Source organism: Mesorhizobium sp. AD1-1 (assembly GCF_020164655.1).
In the GTDB taxonomy this organism is placed as follows: Bacteria; Pseudomonadota; Alphaproteobacteria; order Rhizobiales; family Rhizobiaceae; genus Mesorhizobium; species Mesorhizobium ciceri.
In genome coordinates, this window is the sequence record NZ_JAIUGP010000019.1 from 90,937 (window position 1) to 107,942 (window position 17,006).

Genomic DNA, 17,006 nt, shown 5'->3' on the forward strand with positions numbered 1-17,006 from the left:
CCGATGAGCGAAGCAGCATCCGAATCACGCACCAACGCCGCCGAATATACGGTGAGCGAGATTTCCGGCGCGCTGAAGCGCACGGTCGAGGACGTTTTCGGCAATGTGCGGGTGCGTGGCGAGATATCAGGCTATCGCGGGCCGCATTCCTCAGGTCATGCCTATTTCGCGCTGAAGGACGACCGCGCGCGGCTCGACGCCGTGGTGTGGAAAGGCACGATGAGCCGGCTGAAGTTCCGTCCCGAAGAGGGCATGGAGGTGATCGCCACCGGCAAGCTCACCACCTATCCCGGCAAATCCAACTACCAGATCGTCATCGACAATCTGGAGCCTGCCGGCGCCGGCGCCCTGATGGCGCTGCTGGAAGAGCGCAAGCGGCGGCTACAGGCCGAGGGTCTGTTCGACACCGGCCGCAAGCGATTGCTGCCGTTCATGCCGCGCGTCATCGGCGTCGTCACCTCGCCGACAGGGTCCGTCATCCGCGACATCATCCACCGCATCAAGGACCGCTTTCCGCTGCACATCCTGGTCTGGCCGGTGCGTGTTCAGGGCGAGACGTCAGGCGCGGAAGTGACTGCCGCGGTCAACGGCTTCAACGCGCTGGCATGGGATGGCGCCATCCAGCGGCCCGATCTGCTGATCGTGGCGCGTGGCGGCGGCAGCCTCGAAGACCTCTGGGGGTTCAACGACGAGGCGCTCGCCCGCGCGGTTGCCGCTTCCGGCATTCCGGTGATCTCGGCTGTCGGCCACGAGACCGACTGGACGCTGATCGACCTCGTCGCCGACGTGCGGGCGCCGACACCGACAGGCGCGGCCGAAATCGCCGTGCCGGTGAAGGCCGACCTCGAAGCAACGCTTGCCAGCCTCGGTGCGCGGCTGAAAGCGGCGGTGCTGCGCAATTTCGAGCGCAAGCGGCAGGCCGCCCGTGCCGCCGCCCGGGCTCTGCCCTCGCCCGATCAATTGCTGGCGCTGCCGCGCCGGCGCCTCGATGAGGCGACATCCAGGCTCGGCCGGGGCCTGTTGGTCTCCACCGAACGCAAGCGTGCAAGGTTTTTTGCCGTGAAACTGACACCGGCAATGCTGTCGCGGGGCATTGCAGAGACCCGGCGCACCAACGAACGCAATCTTTTGCGAGCACAAGGCGCGCTGCGTGCGATGGCAAGAGCCCGGCGTGCGGAGCTTAACCGGGCGGCGGATCAATTGCCAAAATGTGCCAGGGCATTGCTGCAGCGGCACAAGCAGCAATTGGCCATGCTGCAAGGCCGCATCACGATCGAGCCGACGGCACGGCGGCAACGCGTGCAGAGGGATTTGCTGACAGCTTTGACAAGACGCGGCACGCAAGCAGTGGTGCTCAGGCTGGAGCGCCTGCGCGGCCGCGTCGTCCAGGCCGACAGGTTGATGGCGTCGCTGTCGCACAAGGCCGTCCTGGCCCGCGGCTTTGCGCTGGTGAGAGATGCGGACGGCGCCGTCGTCAAGCAGGCTGCCGACGTGGCGTCGGGAATGGCGCTTTCGCTCGAGTTCGCCGACGGGACCGCTGATGCGGTGGCAATCAGCGGCACGGCAAAACCGAAAGCCGTAGCCAAGCCGGCGGCCAAGGCCAAAGAGCCTGGCAATCAGGGATCCCTATTCTGACACCATGACCGACAATCCGCATCATCTGGCAACGCCCTCAGGCAAACCGCGCGCGCGAAATTTCGGCATCGGCTTCGACGGACGGCCTGGACCGTTCAACGCGATCACCGATGTGCCCGGCGTCGCGGTCGGCTATGCGACGCTGATCTCGGGCGATGGCACACTTGTCGTCGGCGAGGGACCGGTTCGCACCGGCGTGACCGCGATCCTGCCCAGGCCGCTTGCCGACCTCGCCAACCCGGTCTTCGCCGGGATCTTCAGCCAGAACGGAAACGGCGAACTGACCGGCTCGCACATCGTCGAGGAAACCGGCGCTTTCAACTTCCCGATCACCATCACCAACACGCATTCCTGCGGTGTTTCCCGCGACGGCACGCTGCGCTGGATGCAAAGCGTGCTGCCGGCGGCGCTTGACAGCGGCTGGGGACTGCCGGTGGCGGCGGAGACCTATGACGGCTTCCTCAACGACATCAACGGCCACCATTTGACCTCGGAGCATGTTGCGCAGGCCCTCGACGGTGCCGCCGGCGGACCGATCGAGGAAGGCAGCGTCGGCGGCGGCACCGGCATGATCACGTTCGGCTTCAAGGCCGGCTCCGGCACGGCATCGCGCATCGTCGAATGGCACGGCCGTGCCTATACGGTCGGCGCCTTCGTGCAGTCCAATTTTGGCAAACGGCGCAACATAACCATTCGCGGCCTGCGCGCCGGGCCGCAACTCGTCGAACCGGCTGTCCGCGAAGGCACACCGCGCGCCGAAAAGGGTTCGATCATCGCCGTCATCGCCACCGACGCACCGTTCCTGCCGCATCAGATGAAGCGGCTGGCCCGACGGGTGCCGCTTGGCGCCGCCATGACCGGAGGCTTCGGGTATCACAGTTCAGGCGACATTTTCATCGCCTTCTCGACCGCCAATGCGAGCGCCGCGCGGGCGCCATCCGGCCGCATCGCCAGTGCCGATTTTATTCCCGATACCGACATCGATCCGTTTTTCGATGCGGTGATCCAGACCGTAGAGGAAGCAATCCTCAACGCGCTGGTTGCCAATGACGATATGACCGGACGCGACGGGAATTTCGTGCCGGCGCTGCCGAAGACGTGGCTGAAGGAGACGTTTGGCTGAAGACAAAAACGCGGGCCAGAAGCCCGCGCTGCAACAACGTCGCCGCTATGCGATCATTCGGCGGCTTTGATCATTCCGCGGCTTTTCTGGGGGCCTGCTGGTTTTCCTCGGCCTCGGCCGCTTCCTCAAGCCGGGATGCGATAAGTTCCTGGATATCGCCGACTTCTTCCTGGATATCCTCCAGCGGAATGCCGACCTCGGCCGCCTCGGCGGCGCACTCCTTGGCCAAGGTTTCGGCCTGCTTGTCGATCCTTGCCTGGGAGGACTGGCAATGGACCTTTTCGCCGATCCATCCCCGCAAGAATTCGATGGCGTGTTCGCTCATACTGCTGTTCCCTGGCGGCAAAGCCGGTTGGTAATCATAAACGTCGACATCCCGCAAAGGATGCATGTCCCCATTCCAGCCGAGTCGCGGTCAGCCGGCAAGCCAATGCCGTCCAAGGTCCACAGAGCCATAGGAAATCGAGGGGTCAAGGGCATTTTCTGATTCTGGAGGGGTCGGTACCGTTGGCTGGGTCATACCCAGCGCTGCGCCACTGTTTCTATTTGCTTTTTTCCGGTTTCCGAGCCGATTTCCGTCACAATAGATGGCGCAAAACACTACACATTCACAGTTGCTTCGAGGTGCTGCCCTCGGGCGCGCGGGTCGAAGCCGCCGCTATATAGTGACATCCTCCTGCAATGTCGACTCCGCCCGCTATCCTGCTTCTTTCCGCCGCGCCGAAGGGCTCCGCGACGGACGCAGAACAAGTGACGATGAACCCGAACCGGGTGGAGCAGGCCCGGCGGAGCCGCTCAGACGTGCACAGCCACCACCGCCGCGCAGTCGCCGGCCTTAACCAGCCCGGGGAAATGCCGCGCCGCAAGCATGCCCGACATTTTTGCCCGGATCTCCTGCGGAGCGACGCCGGTGCGGCCGGTGGAATGAATGCGCGCCAGCACCGAGCCTTCTTTGACGGGCTCACCGAGATCGACCATGGTTTCGATCATGCCGTCGTCTTCGGCGAACGAGAAACAATCGCCCGACGGCATGTCGAGCCACTGGGTTCGAGTCTTCTCGACCGCACCATCTACAATGCCGGCATGACGCAGCACGTTGAGAATGCCGCGCCTCGCGATCCGCACGGTTTGCGCGCGCGACGTGCCGCCGCCGCCAAGTTCGGTGCTGACGAAGACCTTGCCCATCTCCTCGGCTGCCGTGTCGTACATGCCAACGGCGTCGATCTCGATCATGCGCATCGAGAACGGAGCGGCAAAGGCCGCGACCGCGTCAAAGGCTTTCTGTTCCAGCGCCTTGTCGGGCAAAGTGTGCGCCGCGCAGAACGGCACGAAGTCCAGCGTCTTGCCGCCGGAGTGGAAGTCGAACACGATGTCGGCGCGAGGCAGCAGTTCACGTTGAAAGTAATCGGCGATCTTTTCGGTCACCGTTCCGTCCGGCCGGCCGGGAAAGCTGCGGTTCATGTTGCCCTTGTCGATCGGCGAGGTGCGCGTGCCGGCGCGGAAGGCCGGATAGTTCATTGCCGGCACGATGATCACCGTGCCGCTGACTTGCCTGGGATCGAGGGTCCTGGCGAGATCGTAGAGGGCCAGCGGCCCCTCATATTCGTCGCCATGGTTGGCGCCGGACAGCAGAGCTGCCGGTCCGTTGCCGTTGCGGATGACGCAGATCGGTATCATCACCGAGCCCCACGCGGAATCGTCGCGGCTGTAGGGCAAGCGCAGGAAGCCGTGCTGGACGCCGTCGCGGTCGAAATCGACGGTCGGCGCGACCGGTGATGAGCGTAGATTCGACATCGGGCTCAATCCTTCACCACCAGCTTACGCGGCACATTGGCCAGGCACTCCACACCGGTTTCGGTGATCAGGATGGACTCGGTGATCTCCAGTCCCATCGTTTCCAGCCACAGGCCGGTCATGAAATGGAACGTCATGCCGGGCTTGAGTTCGGTGCGGTCGCCGGGACGCAAGCTCATCGTGCGCTCGCCCCAGTCCGGCGGATAGGACAGTCCGATCGAATAGCCGGTGCGGTTGTCCTTGACGATGCCATACTTCTTCAGCACGGCGAAGAAGGCGTTGGCGATGTCCTCACAGGCGTTGCCGGGTTTGGCCGCGGCCAGCCCCGCTTCCATACCTTCCAGCGTCGCCTTCTCGGCATCGAGGAATTCCTGCGTCGGCTTGCCGAGGAAGACGGTGCGCGACAGCGGGCAGTGATAGCGGTTGTAGCAGCCGGCGATCTCGAAGAAGGTGCCCTCGTCCCGCTTCATCGGTCTGTCGTCCCAAGTCAGATGCGGCGCCGAGGCATCGGCACCCGACGGCAGCAGCGGCACGATCGCCGGATAATCGCCGCCGATGCCGTCGACGCCGCGCGTGCCGGCATCATAGATTCCGGCAACGAGATCGCATTTGCGCATGCCGACCTCGATCTTGTCGAAGATGCGCTGGTGCATCGCCTCGACGATGCGAGCCGCCTTGCGCATATAGTCGATCTCGGTCGAGCTCTTCACCGCGCGCTGCCAGTTGACCAGCGCGGTGGCATCGACAAAGCGGGCATTGGGCAAATGCTTCTGCAGCGATGCGAAGGCGGCGGCCGAGAACCAGTAATTGTCCATCTCAACGCCGACTGTCAGCTTGCCCCAGCCGCGATCCGCAAGCACGCTGGCCAAAAAATCCATCGGGTGGCGCTCGGTCGACTGCACATAGTGATCGGCATAGCCGACGATGTTATCATGCGCGAGATAGGCAGTGCGCTTGGCACCGTTGGCGTCCTGGCCGCGGCCGTACCAGACCGGCTCGCCCGATGGCGGCACGATAACCGCCTGATGCACGTAGAACGACCAGCCGTCATAGCCGGTCAGCCAGGCCATGTTGGACGGGTCGCTGATAACAAGAAGATCGACGCCCTTCACCTCCATGGCTTTGCGTGTCTTGGCGAGGCGATCCGCATATTCGCCGCGCGAGAATCTCAGGTTCGGTTGCATTGTTCTTGGTCCTCGTTTGTTGGGCCTTGAGCCTGTTTCAACTTCGTTGAAACCGGCCCGTCGTTCTTGTTTGGGCGTGATCTTTCGGAAAACCGGTTCCCATTTTTCCGGATCACGCCTTGGCCAGCATCAGCTTTCGAAAATGGCCCCGGAACCGGCCACCCGCGCCCGATCGCGGGCGAACGTAGCTATCGCCGTATCCTGAACGCCGGTGCCGGTCAGATCGGCGATGGTGATGTCGCTGGCCGAGCGCCGACCATGCCGTTTACCGGCGATGATCTGGCCAAGTTCGGTCACCTCTTCCTCAGCGGCCATCACGCCCGCCGCGATGGCGTGATGCAGCTCACCCAGCCGCCGCGTCTGACGGGCGCTGTCGGCGACATAGAGGTCGGCCATGCGCAGGATTGCCGGCGCGATCTCGTTCTTGTGCTCGGCGTCGGAGCCCATCGCCGTGATGTGCTGGCCGGCGGAAACGAAACCCGCCTTGATCAGCGGCTCGGTCGAAGGCGTGGTGGTGACGATGATGTCGGCGCCGACAACTGCGTTTGCCGCGTCGGGCTCGGCATGCACGAGAATGCCGAGCTTTTCGCGCAGGGCTCCGGCGGTTGCCTCGGCCTTTGCCACATCGCGCGCCCAGATGCGCGCCTCGGAAATCGGCCGCACCAGCATCAGGGCTTCCAATTGCAACCCGGCCTGGACGCCGGCGCCGAAGATCGCGGCAACTGACGAGTCCTGCCGCGACAGATGTTTGGCGGCGACGGCGCCGGCAGCAGCGGTTCGGATATCCGTGAGATAGCCGTTGTCGAGCAGCAGTGCTTCGACCAGCCCGGTTTTGGACGACAGCAGCACCATCATGCCGTTGACGCTGGGCAGGCCGAGCTTCGGATTGTCGAAGAAGCCGGGGCTGATCTTGATGGCGAAACCGTCGATATCAGGCACGTAGGCGGTCTTCACGTCGACCTCGCCGCGATGCTCGGGAATGTCGAGCCGCAGGATCGGCGGCATCGCCACCGGCAGGGTGGCAAGCGCACGGAAGGCGTTTTCGACGCAGGCGACTGCATCGAGATCGAGTGTCACGATCGCGCGCAATTCTTGCTCGGTGAGGATCGTCATCCGGCTCATGCGGCGTGCTCCTTGAGCGATGGCGCCTCGCCGCAGACGATCCTGCGGTGCGCGTCCATATCGATGTTGCGGCCGGAGAGAAGCACGACCACCGGCCCGTCCGACCTGACCTTGCCGGCGAGCAGCGCGGCGATGCCGACCGCGCCGGCGCCCTCGACGATTTCGCGTTCGCGCGCATAGGCGTGACGGATGCCGGCGGCGATCTCGTCCTCGCTAAGCAGGACGATACCATCGAGCAGGTCGCGGCACATGGCGAAGGTCAGCCGGTTGTCGAGGCCGATGCCGCCGCCGAGCGAATCCGCCAGCGTCGGCAATTCTTCCACCAGCACCGGGCGGCCGGCATCGAGGCTGGCCTTCATCGCCGCGCCACGAGCCATCGAGACACCGATGATCTTTGTGCCGGGGCTGACGCCTTTGATGGCCGCGGCAACGCCTGAGGCGAGCCCGCCACCCGACAACTGCACCAGGACGAGGGCAGCATCCGGAGCCTGTTCGATCATCTCAAGCCCGAGCGTGCCTTGCCCGGCGACAATGTCGGGATGGTCGAAGGGCGGCAGCATAACCAGCCCCTCTTGCGCCACCAGCCGATCGACCTCCTGCTGGGCATCGTCCTGACTGTTGCCGATAATGCGAACCTCCGCGCCCAGCCGGCGGATCTCGTCGAGCTTGTTTTCAGGCACCAGCCGCGACATGCAGATCACCGCGCGCATGCCCTCAAGCTTCGCCGCATGCGCCAGCGCGCGGCCGTGGTTGCCGGTCGAGGCCGCGACCACGCCACGCGTCTTCTCCGCGGTGCTGAGCGAAGCGACGGCATTCGAGGCGCCGCGCAGCTTGAAGCTGCCGGTGGTCTGCCGGTGTTCGAGCTTGAGGTGGACGGGGACGCCCAGCTCTTCGGAAAGACTTTGGGACAGCACGGTCGGCGTGCGCTCGACCTTGCCGGCAATGCGCTCACGCGCGGCGCGAATGTGCTCAAGAGTGACCTGTGTCATGATCATCAATCAGGCGGCAAATGGCTGCGTCATCAGACGGCCGAATTCGGGATGCGGCGTGTCATCTCCGCACAGCCGCAGACAATTCCAGGCGGTCGCCTGGTTGCTGGTCACCACGGGACGTCCAATAGTTTTTTCCATGCCGGTGACGGCGAGGGCGCTACGCAGCGCCGTGCAGGAGACGAACAGCGCATCGGCGCTGGCGTCGGTCGCCTCACGCGCCAGTTCGACGAGGGCCGCCGGTGCGATGCGCGCCATCTCGCGGTCGTCCTCGAAACCGAGGCAGGTGAAGCTGGCGATCTCGAAGCCGTGCGCCGCGAAATAGGCGGCCATCGGCCTGGATGTCTCGACCGTGTAGGGAGTGAGGATGCTGATCTTGCTTGCGCCCAGCGCACGCAGCCCGCGCACGCCCGCCATCGGCGGGGTGATTACCGGCACGCCGGGCTTTGCGACCTGGATCGCCGCCTCGATCTCGGCATCGCCGATCACCACCGAGGCCGAAGTGCAGGAATAGCAGACGGCATCGAGTGGCTCATCCGGCAGGATCAGGGCCGCGCCCGCCGTCAGCGCCGGCTGCATCTTGCGCAGGTTTTCGGGCGTCGTCGGGTTGGCATAGGGAATGCGCGCGACATAGACGCCGACGCGTTCGCTCGCCACCATGCGGCGGAAATCCGGTTCGCTGGTGTGGTCGGTGGCCAGGATGATCAGGCCGACGCGCCGCTCCAGAGGACGCGCATCCAGTGCCGGCCGTTTCGGATACACCTTGATCTCGGGCAAGGGTTTCATCGGCTACCTCTCGATCTTGCCGTAGCGGCGTTCCAGCCAGCGCAGCAACACGACCGAAAACAGACTGATGACCAGGAAGAAAGCACCGACCAGGGTGATCGGCTCGATATAGCGATAGTAGGTGTTGGCGACGCTTTTGGCCTGGTTCATCAGTTCCAGCACGGTGATTGCCGACAGCAGCGGCGTTTCCTTGAACATGGCGATGAAGTAATTGGCGAGCGCCGGAATCATCGGTGGGATGGCCTGCGGAACGATGATGTGGGTCCAGGTCTGACTGGCGCTCAGATTGCACGCCTTGGCGGCCTCCCATTGGCCGCGCGGCACATTGTCGATGCCGGCACGATACACCTCAGCCGTGTAGGTGCCGTAGTGCAGCCCGAGCCCGATGACACCGGCGACCAGCGGCGGCAGCAGGATGCCGATGTCGGGCAGCACGTAGAAGATGAAATAGAGCTGCACCAGCAGCGGCGTGCCGCGGATGAATTCAGCCGCCCAGCCGACCGTGCGCGACAACGCCTTGTTGGGCGAGCGGCGCGCCAGCGCAATGCCCAGCCCGACGATCGCCGCCAGCACCGAGCCGAGCAGCGTCGCCAGGATGGTGATCTTCACGCCCTGGATCAGCGTTGGCATGATTTCCCAGACGAAATTCCAATCCCATTCCATCAGTAGGCCCAATTTATCAGAAGGGAGTTGGCCATCAGGCACGCACCCCGTCGAGGCCGCGCGCCATGCGTCGTTCCAGCGAGCGCACGCCCCACGAGATGAGCAGGGCGAGGATGAAATAGATGATCAGGATGGTGGTGAACGGCACCAGGGTGTTGCCGGTCTGGGCGCGCACCACCTGCGCCTGGAAGGTCAGGTCGGTGAGCGAGATCAGCGACACCACGGCGGTCGCCTTGAGCAATTCGATGGCATTGTTGCCAAAGGTCGGCAGCATCACCAGCAGCGCCTGTGGCAGGATGATGTGGCGCATGCCTTGCCAGCGGCCGAGATTGAGCGCTGTGCAGGCCTCATACTGTTCGCGGCCGATCGACTGGATGGCACCGCGCACCACTTCGGCGGCGTAGGCGCCGACATTGAGGCCGAGCGCCAGCACGCCGGCCTGCAACGGGGTCAGCGAAATGCCGATGAAGGGCAGCACGAAATAGGCCCAGAACAACTGCACGAAGATCGAGGTGCCGCGGAAGAACTCGATGTAGGCGGTGGCCAACCAACGCAGCGCAAAGAAGCGCGACACGCGCCCCATGCCGGCGAGGAAGGCCATGATCAGCGCCAGCACCGACCCCATCAGCGTCAGCTCGATGGTGACAAGCGCTCCCTGCAATATCAGGCCGAAATAGCCGGACCACTGGGTCATTCGGTTTCCAACGTTGGGTTTAGCATCTTCTCCCCGTTTACGGGGAGAAGATGCCGGCAGGCAGATGAGGGGCGGCGCGAACTTGCGAAGGTTTGGCGCCGCCCCTCATCCGTCACTTCGTGACACCTTCTCCGCGTTGAACGGGGAGAAGGAAGGATCACTTCGCCGCGCAGAGCTTGTCGCGGCTGGTCGACATCGCGGCTGCCGCCGAGAAGCCGTAGGGCTCGATGATCTTGGCGAACTCGCCCGATTTCTTCATCTTGGCCAGTTCCACATCGAAGGCGTCGCGCAGTGCCTCGTCGCCCTTCTTGAAAGCGGCGCCGTCGCAATAGACCGGTGCGCCCTGCACCGGAGCGATGACTTCGAGGTTCGGATCGTTGGCCTTCTTGACCAGATCATTGATCGACAGGACGGGTAGCGAATAAGCGTCGATGCGGCCATCCTGGAGCATCTTCACGCCACTCTGGCCATCCGGCACGACGATGACGCGATCGCGTGGCACGCCGGCATTGAGCGCGAGCTTCTCCTCGGTGCCGCCGCCCGGCGCGCCGATGGTCGCAGTCGTATCCTTGGCGACATCCTCATAGCTCTTGAAGCCCTTTGGATTGCCTTTCTTCACCAGCATCGCCTCGGCGTCGCACAGCACGGGTTCCGAATAGGCGACCGCAGCACAGCGCTCCGGCTTCATGAACAGGCCGGCGGTGACGACATCGAAGCGACCGGCCTGCAGGCCGGGGATCATGGCGCCATATTCGGAGATCGAAGCGGCAACGTCGGCGACGCCGAGCCGCTTGAATATCTCGCGGGCCACATCAGGCGCGGCACCCGAAACCTTGCCGTCGGCGGCGACCGCCGTATAGGGCGGCTCGTTGGCGATAGCGAGGCGGGCGAAACCTTGCGCCTTGAGCTGCTCGAGCTTGCTGTCATCGGCCGAACCGGGGATCGAGGCGGCCAGCACCGCCGTCAGTGCAAGACCGGCAACGCCGGCCAGAATGCCAAGTTTGTTCATTGTTCCCAACTCCTTGTTTCTTGTCTTGCTTTGTTGCATGGCGGCCCTCGCCGCCTCGGGACGACTTCGTCGCCCTGGGCATTGCGGTCAGACCCGATGTCCGGCCGCGATGATCTTCTTCAGGAAACCTTGCGTGCGCTCCTGCTTGGGATTGCGGAAAATCTCGTCCGGTTTGCCTTCTTCGACGATCCTGCCGCGATCGAAGAACAGCACCCGGTCGGCGAAATCATGGGCAAAGCCCATCTCGTGGGTGACCAGCAGCATGGTCATGTCGGTCTCGGCGGCGAGCTTGCGCATGACGTTCATCACCTCCTCGACCAGCTCTGGATCGAGCGCCGACGTCACCTCGTCGAACAGCATGATCTTCGGCGACAGCGCCAGCGCCCGAGCGATCGCCACGCGTTGCTTCTGTCCACCGGACAGCTGCGCCGGCATGTTCTTGGCCTTGTCGGCCATGCCGACCATTTCGAGCAGTTCCATCGCCCGCTTTTCGGCGGCGGCACGCGGCGTGCCCTTGGTCAGCATCGGCGCCAGCGTGACATTGTCCATGACGCACTTGTGCGGAAACAGGTTGAACAGCTGGAACACCATGCCGATCTTCTGGCGCATCCTTGTCAGATGCCGCTCATCGGCGGACAACAGCTGGCCATTGCGCTCCATGTGATAGAGCTGCTCGCCGTCGATCTGGATATGACCGCCATCGATGCGCTCCAGCGTCATCAGGATGCGCAGGATCGTCGTCTTGCCCGAACCCGACGGGCCAATCAGTGCCAGCTTCTCGCCGGGCATGACTTGCATCGACAGGCCGTCCAGCACCTTGAAGCTGCCGAAGCTTTTCGAGATGCTGTCGATCTTGATGATGGGCGCTGATGCGGACAAATGTATTTCCCCGTGCTGGAGAAGCCTGTGCCCCTTAACGATGCGGAACGCGCCAAATCATGTCAATTGGGAAAATAATATCATGACAATTATTCTGATTCCGCACAATTTCCGGGCAAACCGGGCTAGATTGCGAGCAGCAGATGCTCCGGATCGCCAAGCAGCAGCTTGGTGACAACGCCGAGGCCGGCGCGCAGTTCCCCCTCGGTGGTCGAACCCAGCGAGATACGCACCGCCGGATGCCAGGGCGCACCCGAAATACGGAAGGATGTTCCGGGCGCGATAGCCACGCCTTGCAGGCGGGCCTGGGCGACAAAGCTTTCCTCGGCACGGTCCGCGGGCAGTTGAAGCCAGACATGCAGCCCGTCTCGCCGGGCGCGATAGTCGACCCCCGCCAGCACCTGCGCTGCAATATCCTGCCGGCGCCGCAAAGCCGCGCGCTGCCAGTGGACAAGCTCCATCGCCGTGCCGTCGGTCACCCATTTGGTGGCGATCTCGGCCACCAGCGGCGTCGCCATCCAGTTCGAAACCAGATGCCGGTTGGCGACGGCGGCGACGTAGCGGTCGGGTGCGGCCAGATAGCCGATGCGCAGGCCGGGCACGGTGATCTTGGTGAAGGAGGTGACGTAGAGCGTGCGCTCCGGCGCGAACGCGGCAACCGGCGGCGGCCGGTCTTCGACCAGCGGACCCAGCACATCGTTCTCGATGATGGCGATATCGTGCTTGCGCGCGACCGCCGCGATCTCTTCTCGCCGCCGCGCATCCATCAGCGTCGCCGTCGGATTGATGACCGAGGGCTGAACGAAGACCGCGCGGATGTCGGAAAGCCGGCAGGCCTCGTCCAGCGCTTCCGGAATCAGGCCGTTGTCGTCGATCGGCAGGCCTTCCAGGTTGAAGCCGAGATAGCGTGCCAACGGCACCAGCGTATGGTGGCCGATCGCCTCCGTGGCGACCGTAGAGCCCGGCGGCGCGACGCTCATCAGCGCCACTGTCATGCCGGCGGTGGCGCCGTTAGTCAGGCTGACGTTCTGCGGCGAAGCATCGAGGCCGCACAGTCTCAACCATTCGACCGCCCCCGCGCGGTGGCGGGGAAACACCATGTTGGGCCGGAACGAAAGTGCAGAACTCGACGGCAGGTTCTCAGCCAGCCATCCCAGTGCCTGCTTCAGCCGCTCAAGATGCATCGGCTCGCAGACCGGTTTCAGGATCGAAAGGTCGATGACTTCACCGAGCCGCTCCGGCAGATAGGGCGGCTCGGGCTCGCGGCGCTGCGTCTGGACGAAGCTGCCGCGGCCGATCTCGCCCGAAATCAGGCCGCGGCGGATCAGTTCCTCATAGGCGCGGCTAACCGTCTGCACCGAAAGCTTGAGGTCGTCGGCCAGCCTGCGATGGGTCGGCAACCGCGCGCCATTGGCAAGGCGTCCGTCATGGATGGCGCGCGCGAACTGGTCGGCCAGCGACTGATAGGCCGGCCGTCGGATAAGCGCGGGATCGGGTTGCCACAATGTCATGACTTATTAGAGATCGAAATCAGTGCAATTGACAATCGAAATAATGCGCCGTCATGGTATTCGGACGAAAAAGTGAGCCCTGATGACATCAGCGAAACTCGACCCGATCGACCTGAAAATCCTCGACGCCATCCAGCGCGACGGACGCATCACCAAGCTGGCGCTGGCCGAGCAGGTCGGCCTGTCTCCGACGCCGTGCTGGATGCGGTTGCGCAAGCTGGAAAAGGCCGGCATCGTCTCGGGCTATCACGCCAGGATCGCCATGCGCGTCGTGGCACCCGTTGCCACCGTGCTGATGGAGGTGACGCTGGCAAACCACCGCCAGGCCGATTTCGACCGCTTCGAGCGCGTTATACGCGATGTTCCCGAGATCGTCGCCTGCTGGTCTGTCGGCGGCGGCGTCGACTATCTGTTGAAGGTAATGGCGCGCGACATCGACGCCTATCAGCGGCTGGTCGATGGCTTGCTGGACCGCGAGATCGGCATCGATCGTTACTTCACCTACATCGTCATCAAGACCGTGAAGGACCAGGTGGCGCTGCCCATCGCAGAGCTTTTGCCGGCGTCGTCGTAGGAGCGGAGAGATTCTCTCGCCGGGCAACCCGATAGAGAGAGTCTCTCTACGTCAGGACTTCCAAACAGCCTCTCTATCTGCATCGGGCGGATAGTCTTCCCTTATCAGTCCGAACCGGGAGGCTTTGACCATGTCCGCGCATTTCGCCCGCTCGCATCGCCATGAAGCGCTCGACGGCCTCGCCGACCGCCGGCTGCTGCGCGAACTCGCCTATGTCGATGGCCACTGGACCGCAAGCGAGGCTGCCGAAAGCTTCGAGGTCACCGATCCGGCCACCGGCACGACCGTCGCTTTCGTCGCCGCGCTCGATGGCCGGCAGACGACAAAGGCGATCGATGCCGCGGCGCGCGCCTTCCCGGCCTGGCGGGCGCTGTTGCCGCAGGAGCGCTCGACAATTTTACGAAAATGGTTCGAGCTGATCGTCGGCGCCAAGGATGATCTGGCTCTGCTGATGACGCTTGAACAGGGCAAGCCACTGCAGGAATCGCTGGGCGAGATCGACTACGCCGCCTCCTTCGTCGAATGGTATGCCGAAGAAGCAAAACGCCTGAACGCCGAGAGCGTCACCAGCCATCTGCCGAACGCCGAGATGATGGTGCGGCGCGAGCCGCTCGGCGTCGTCGGCGTCGTCACGCCGTGGAATTTTCCGGCGGCCATGCTGACCCGTAAGGCGGCCGCCGCCCTTGCCGCCGGCTGCACCATCGTCGCGCATCCGTCCTCGGAAACGCCGCTGTCGGCGCTGGCGCTGGCCGAACTCGGCGAACGCGCCGGCCTGCCCGTGGGCGTCTTCAACATCGTCACCGGCAAGGCTTCGACGATCGTCGGCCGGATGTGCGAAGATCCGCGCGTGCGTGCCATGAGCTTCACCGGCTCGACCGAGATCGGCCGGCTGATCGCCGCCCAGAGCGCGCCGACCATGAAGCGGCTGGTGATGGAGCTTGGCGGTCATGCCCCGCTGATCGTCTTTGCCGATGCAGATCTGGACAAAGCGGTTGATATCGCCATCGACGCCAAATTCGCCACGTCGGGCCAGGACTGCCTCGCCGCCAACCGCATCTACGTCCAGCGTCCGATCTACGATCGGTTCTGCGCCGCCTTCGCCAAGCGCATCGAGACGCTGCGGACCGGCAATGGCCTAGCCGAGAAGATCGACATCGGGCCGCTGATGCATGAGCGCGCCATCAAGAAGGTGGAGGAACAGGTCGCCGATGCCATCGCTCACGGCGCGCGCTGCCTCACCGGCGGCAAGCGGCACCAGGCCGGCCCGCTGTTCTACCAGCCGACGCTGCTGGCCGATGTCAGTGACGAAGCGCTGATCATGCGCGAGGAGACGTTTGGCCCGGTTGCCGCCGTGACGCCGTTCGACAGCGAGGATGACGTGATTGCCCGCGCCAACGCCACCGAGTATGGCCTCGTCGCCTATGTCGTGACCGAGAATGGTGGCCGGCAGCAGCGCATGGGCCGCGCGCTCGACTACGGCATGGTCGCCATCAACCGCGTCAAGATCACCGGCGCGCCGATCCCGTTCGGCGGCGTCAAGCAATCGGGCATCGGGCGCGAAGGCTCGCGCCACGGGCTCGAAGCCTTCACCGATCTGAAGTATCTCTGTCTGGACGTCGCCTAGGTTCGTCCTGCCATCCCTCAAGGAGTTAAAAAATGCTCGACCAGTCCAACGAACTCGCCGCCTGGGATCGCGACCACTTCTTCCATCCCTCGACCCATATGGGCACGCATGCGCGGGGCGAAAGCCCGACACGCATCATGGCCGGCGGTGAAGGCGTCACCGTGTGGGACAACAATGGCAGGAAGAGCCTCGATGCCTTCGCCGGGCTCTATTGCGTCAATGTCGGCTACGGCCGCCAGAAGATCGCTGACGCCATCGCCGCCCAGGCGAAGAACCTCGCCTATTACCACGCCTATGTCGGCCACGGTACCGAGGCCTCGATCACGCTGGCCAAGATGATCATCGATCGCGCGCCGCAGGGCATGTCGCGGGTCTATTTCGGCCTCTCCGGTTCGGATGCCAACGAAACCAACATCAAGCTGATCTGGTACTACAACAACGTGCTCGGCCGGCCGGAGAAGAAGAAGATCATTTCGCGCTGGCGCGGCTATCACGGCTCGGGCGTGATGACGGGATCGCTGACCGGGCTCGACCTGTTCCACAACGCCTTCGACCTGCCGCGCGCGCCGATCCTGCACACCGAGGCACCCTACTACTTCCGCCGCGCCGACCGCTCGATGAGCGAGGAGCAGTTTTCGCAGCATTGTGCCGACAAGCTCGAGGAGATGATCCTGGCCGAAGGCCCGGAAACCGTCGCTGCCTTCATCGGCGAGCCGATCCTCGGCACCGGCGGCATCGTGCCGCCGCCGGCCGGCTATTGGGAAAAGATCCAGGCGGTGTTGAAGAAGTACGACGTGCTTCTGGTCGCCGACGAAGTGGTGACGGGCTTCGGCCGACTGGGCACCATGTTCGGCTCCGACCATTACGGCATCAAGCCGGACCTGATCACCATCGCCAAAGGCCTGACCTCGGCCTATGCGCCGCTGTCGGGCGTCATCGTCGCCGACAAGATGTGGCAGGTGCTGGTTGAGGGCTCCGACAAGCTCGGTTCGCTCGGCCATGGCTGGACCTATTCGGCACATCCGATCTGCGTTGCCGCCGGCGTCGCCAATCTCGAGCTGATCGACGAGATGGATCTTGTGACAAATGCCAAGGAGACCGGCGCCTATTTCCGCGCCGAGCTGGCCAAGGCGGTCGGCGGCCACAAGAATGTCGGTGACGTCCGCGGCGACGGCATGCTGGCAGCGGTGGAATTCGTTGCCGACAAGGACGACCGGGTGTTCTTCGACGCTTCGCAGAAGATCGGACCGCAGGTGGCGACAGCGCTTGCCGCAAGCGGCGTCATCGGCCGCGCCATGCCGCAGGGCGACATTCTTGGCTTCGCGCCGCCGCTCTGCCTGACCCGCGAGGAAGCCGACATCGTCGTGTCGAAGACCGCCGATGCGGTCAAGAGCGTGTTTGCCAATCTCTGAGATCGAC

General features: G+C 64.0%; 16 protein-coding genes. 5 read left to right on the top strand and 11 right to left on the bottom strand.

All coding sequences use genetic code 11. The features are described from left to right. Positions 1-3 precede the first annotated feature (3 nt). A complete protein-coding gene (gene xseA / locus LB519_RS27815) occupies positions 4-1,635 on the top strand; it encodes an exodeoxyribonuclease VII large subunit (RefSeq protein WP_224621647.1) in 1,632 nt (543 codons plus the stop codon). A gap of 4 nt (positions 1,636-1,639) precedes the next feature. Continuing rightward, entirely contained in the window at positions 1,640-2,758 is a 1,119-nt protein-coding gene (locus LB519_RS27820) for a P1 family peptidase (RefSeq protein WP_224621648.1), read from the top strand. A 70-nt stretch (positions 2,759-2,828) separates the two neighbouring features. Here LB519_RS27820 and LB519_RS27825 read toward each other — a convergent pair whose 3' ends face one another. From LB519_RS27825 to LB519_RS27875, 11 genes are all read right to left on the bottom strand, one after another. Beyond that, complete coding sequence (locus LB519_RS27825) at positions 2,829-3,083, bottom strand: DUF768 domain-containing protein (RefSeq protein WP_064994650.1); 255 nt, start codon at positions 3,081-3,083, stop codon at positions 2,829-2,831. Between the two features lie 470 nt (positions 3,084-3,553). Beyond that, positions 3,554-4,552, bottom strand: coding sequence for a N(2)-acetyl-L-2,4-diaminobutanoate deacetylase DoeB (gene doeB, locus LB519_RS27830; RefSeq protein WP_024502317.1), 999 nt, complete (start codon positions 4,550-4,552; stop codon positions 3,554-3,556). A gap of 5 nt (positions 4,553-4,557) precedes the next feature. Beyond that, positions 4,558-5,736, bottom strand: a complete 1,179-nt coding sequence (doeA, locus tag LB519_RS27835) for an ectoine hydrolase DoeA (protein WP_224621651.1) — start codon at positions 5,734-5,736, stop codon at positions 4,558-4,560. A 129-nt stretch (positions 5,737-5,865) separates the two neighbouring features. Beyond that, positions 5,866-6,858, bottom strand: coding sequence for an ectoine utilization protein EutC (gene eutC, locus LB519_RS27840; protein ID WP_064994649.1), 993 nt, complete (start codon positions 6,856-6,858; stop codon positions 5,866-5,868). After that, positions 6,855-7,847 carry a hydroxyectoine utilization dehydratase EutB gene (gene eutB, locus LB519_RS27845; protein ID WP_198327590.1) on the bottom strand — a complete coding sequence of 331 codons (993 nt, stop codon included), beginning with the start codon at positions 7,845-7,847 and terminating at the stop codon, positions 6,855-6,857. The genes eutC and eutB overlap by 4 nt, the downstream gene beginning before the upstream one ends. Before the next feature lie 9 nt (positions 7,848-7,856). Then, positions 7,857-8,633, bottom strand: coding sequence for an ectoine utilization protein EutA (gene eutA, locus LB519_RS27850; RefSeq protein WP_064994648.1), 777 nt, complete (start codon positions 8,631-8,633; stop codon positions 7,857-7,859). Between the two features lie 3 nt (positions 8,634-8,636). Next, positions 8,637-9,296, bottom strand: coding sequence for an ectoine/hydroxyectoine ABC transporter permease subunit EhuD (gene ehuD, locus LB519_RS27855; RefSeq protein ID WP_024502312.1), 660 nt, complete (start codon positions 9,294-9,296; stop codon positions 8,637-8,639). A 34-nt stretch (positions 9,297-9,330) separates the two neighbouring features. Continuing rightward, positions 9,331-9,990, bottom strand: coding sequence for an ectoine/hydroxyectoine ABC transporter permease subunit EhuC (gene ehuC, locus LB519_RS27860; protein WP_013530328.1), 660 nt, complete (start codon positions 9,988-9,990; stop codon positions 9,331-9,333). Between the two features lie 157 nt (positions 9,991-10,147). Then, complete coding sequence (gene ehuB, locus LB519_RS27865; protein WP_013530327.1) at positions 10,148-10,999, bottom strand: ectoine/hydroxyectoine ABC transporter substrate-binding protein EhuB; 852 nt, start codon at positions 10,997-10,999, stop codon at positions 10,148-10,150. 87 nt (positions 11,000-11,086) lie between these two features. Beyond that, complete coding sequence (gene ehuA, locus LB519_RS27870; protein WP_064994647.1) at positions 11,087-11,878, bottom strand: ectoine/hydroxyectoine ABC transporter ATP-binding protein EhuA; 792 nt, start codon at positions 11,876-11,878, stop codon at positions 11,087-11,089. A 125-nt stretch (positions 11,879-12,003) separates the two neighbouring features. Continuing rightward, complete coding sequence (locus tag LB519_RS27875) at positions 12,004-13,389, bottom strand: PLP-dependent aminotransferase family protein (RefSeq protein WP_224621652.1); 1,386 nt, start codon at positions 13,387-13,389, stop codon at positions 12,004-12,006. Between the two features lie 82 nt (positions 13,390-13,471). On the opposite strand from LB519_RS27875, the gene LB519_RS27880 reads away from it, so the two are divergent. From LB519_RS27880 to LB519_RS27890, 3 genes are all read left to right on the top strand, one after another. Next, positions 13,472-13,963 (top strand): Lrp/AsnC family transcriptional regulator, encoded by a 492-nt coding sequence (locus LB519_RS27880; protein ID WP_224621653.1) that lies wholly within the window; start codon positions 13,472-13,474, stop codon positions 13,961-13,963. Between the two features lie 130 nt (positions 13,964-14,093). Beyond that, complete coding sequence (locus LB519_RS27885) at positions 14,094-15,587, top strand: NAD-dependent succinate-semialdehyde dehydrogenase (RefSeq protein WP_064994645.1); 1,494 nt, start codon at positions 14,094-14,096, stop codon at positions 15,585-15,587. 32 nt (positions 15,588-15,619) lie between these two features. Continuing rightward, positions 15,620-16,999: an aspartate aminotransferase family protein gene (locus tag LB519_RS27890; protein WP_063170117.1), complete on the top strand. Its 1,380-nt coding sequence runs from the start codon at positions 15,620-15,622 to the stop codon at positions 16,997-16,999. Positions 17,000-17,006: the final 7 nt, after the last annotated feature.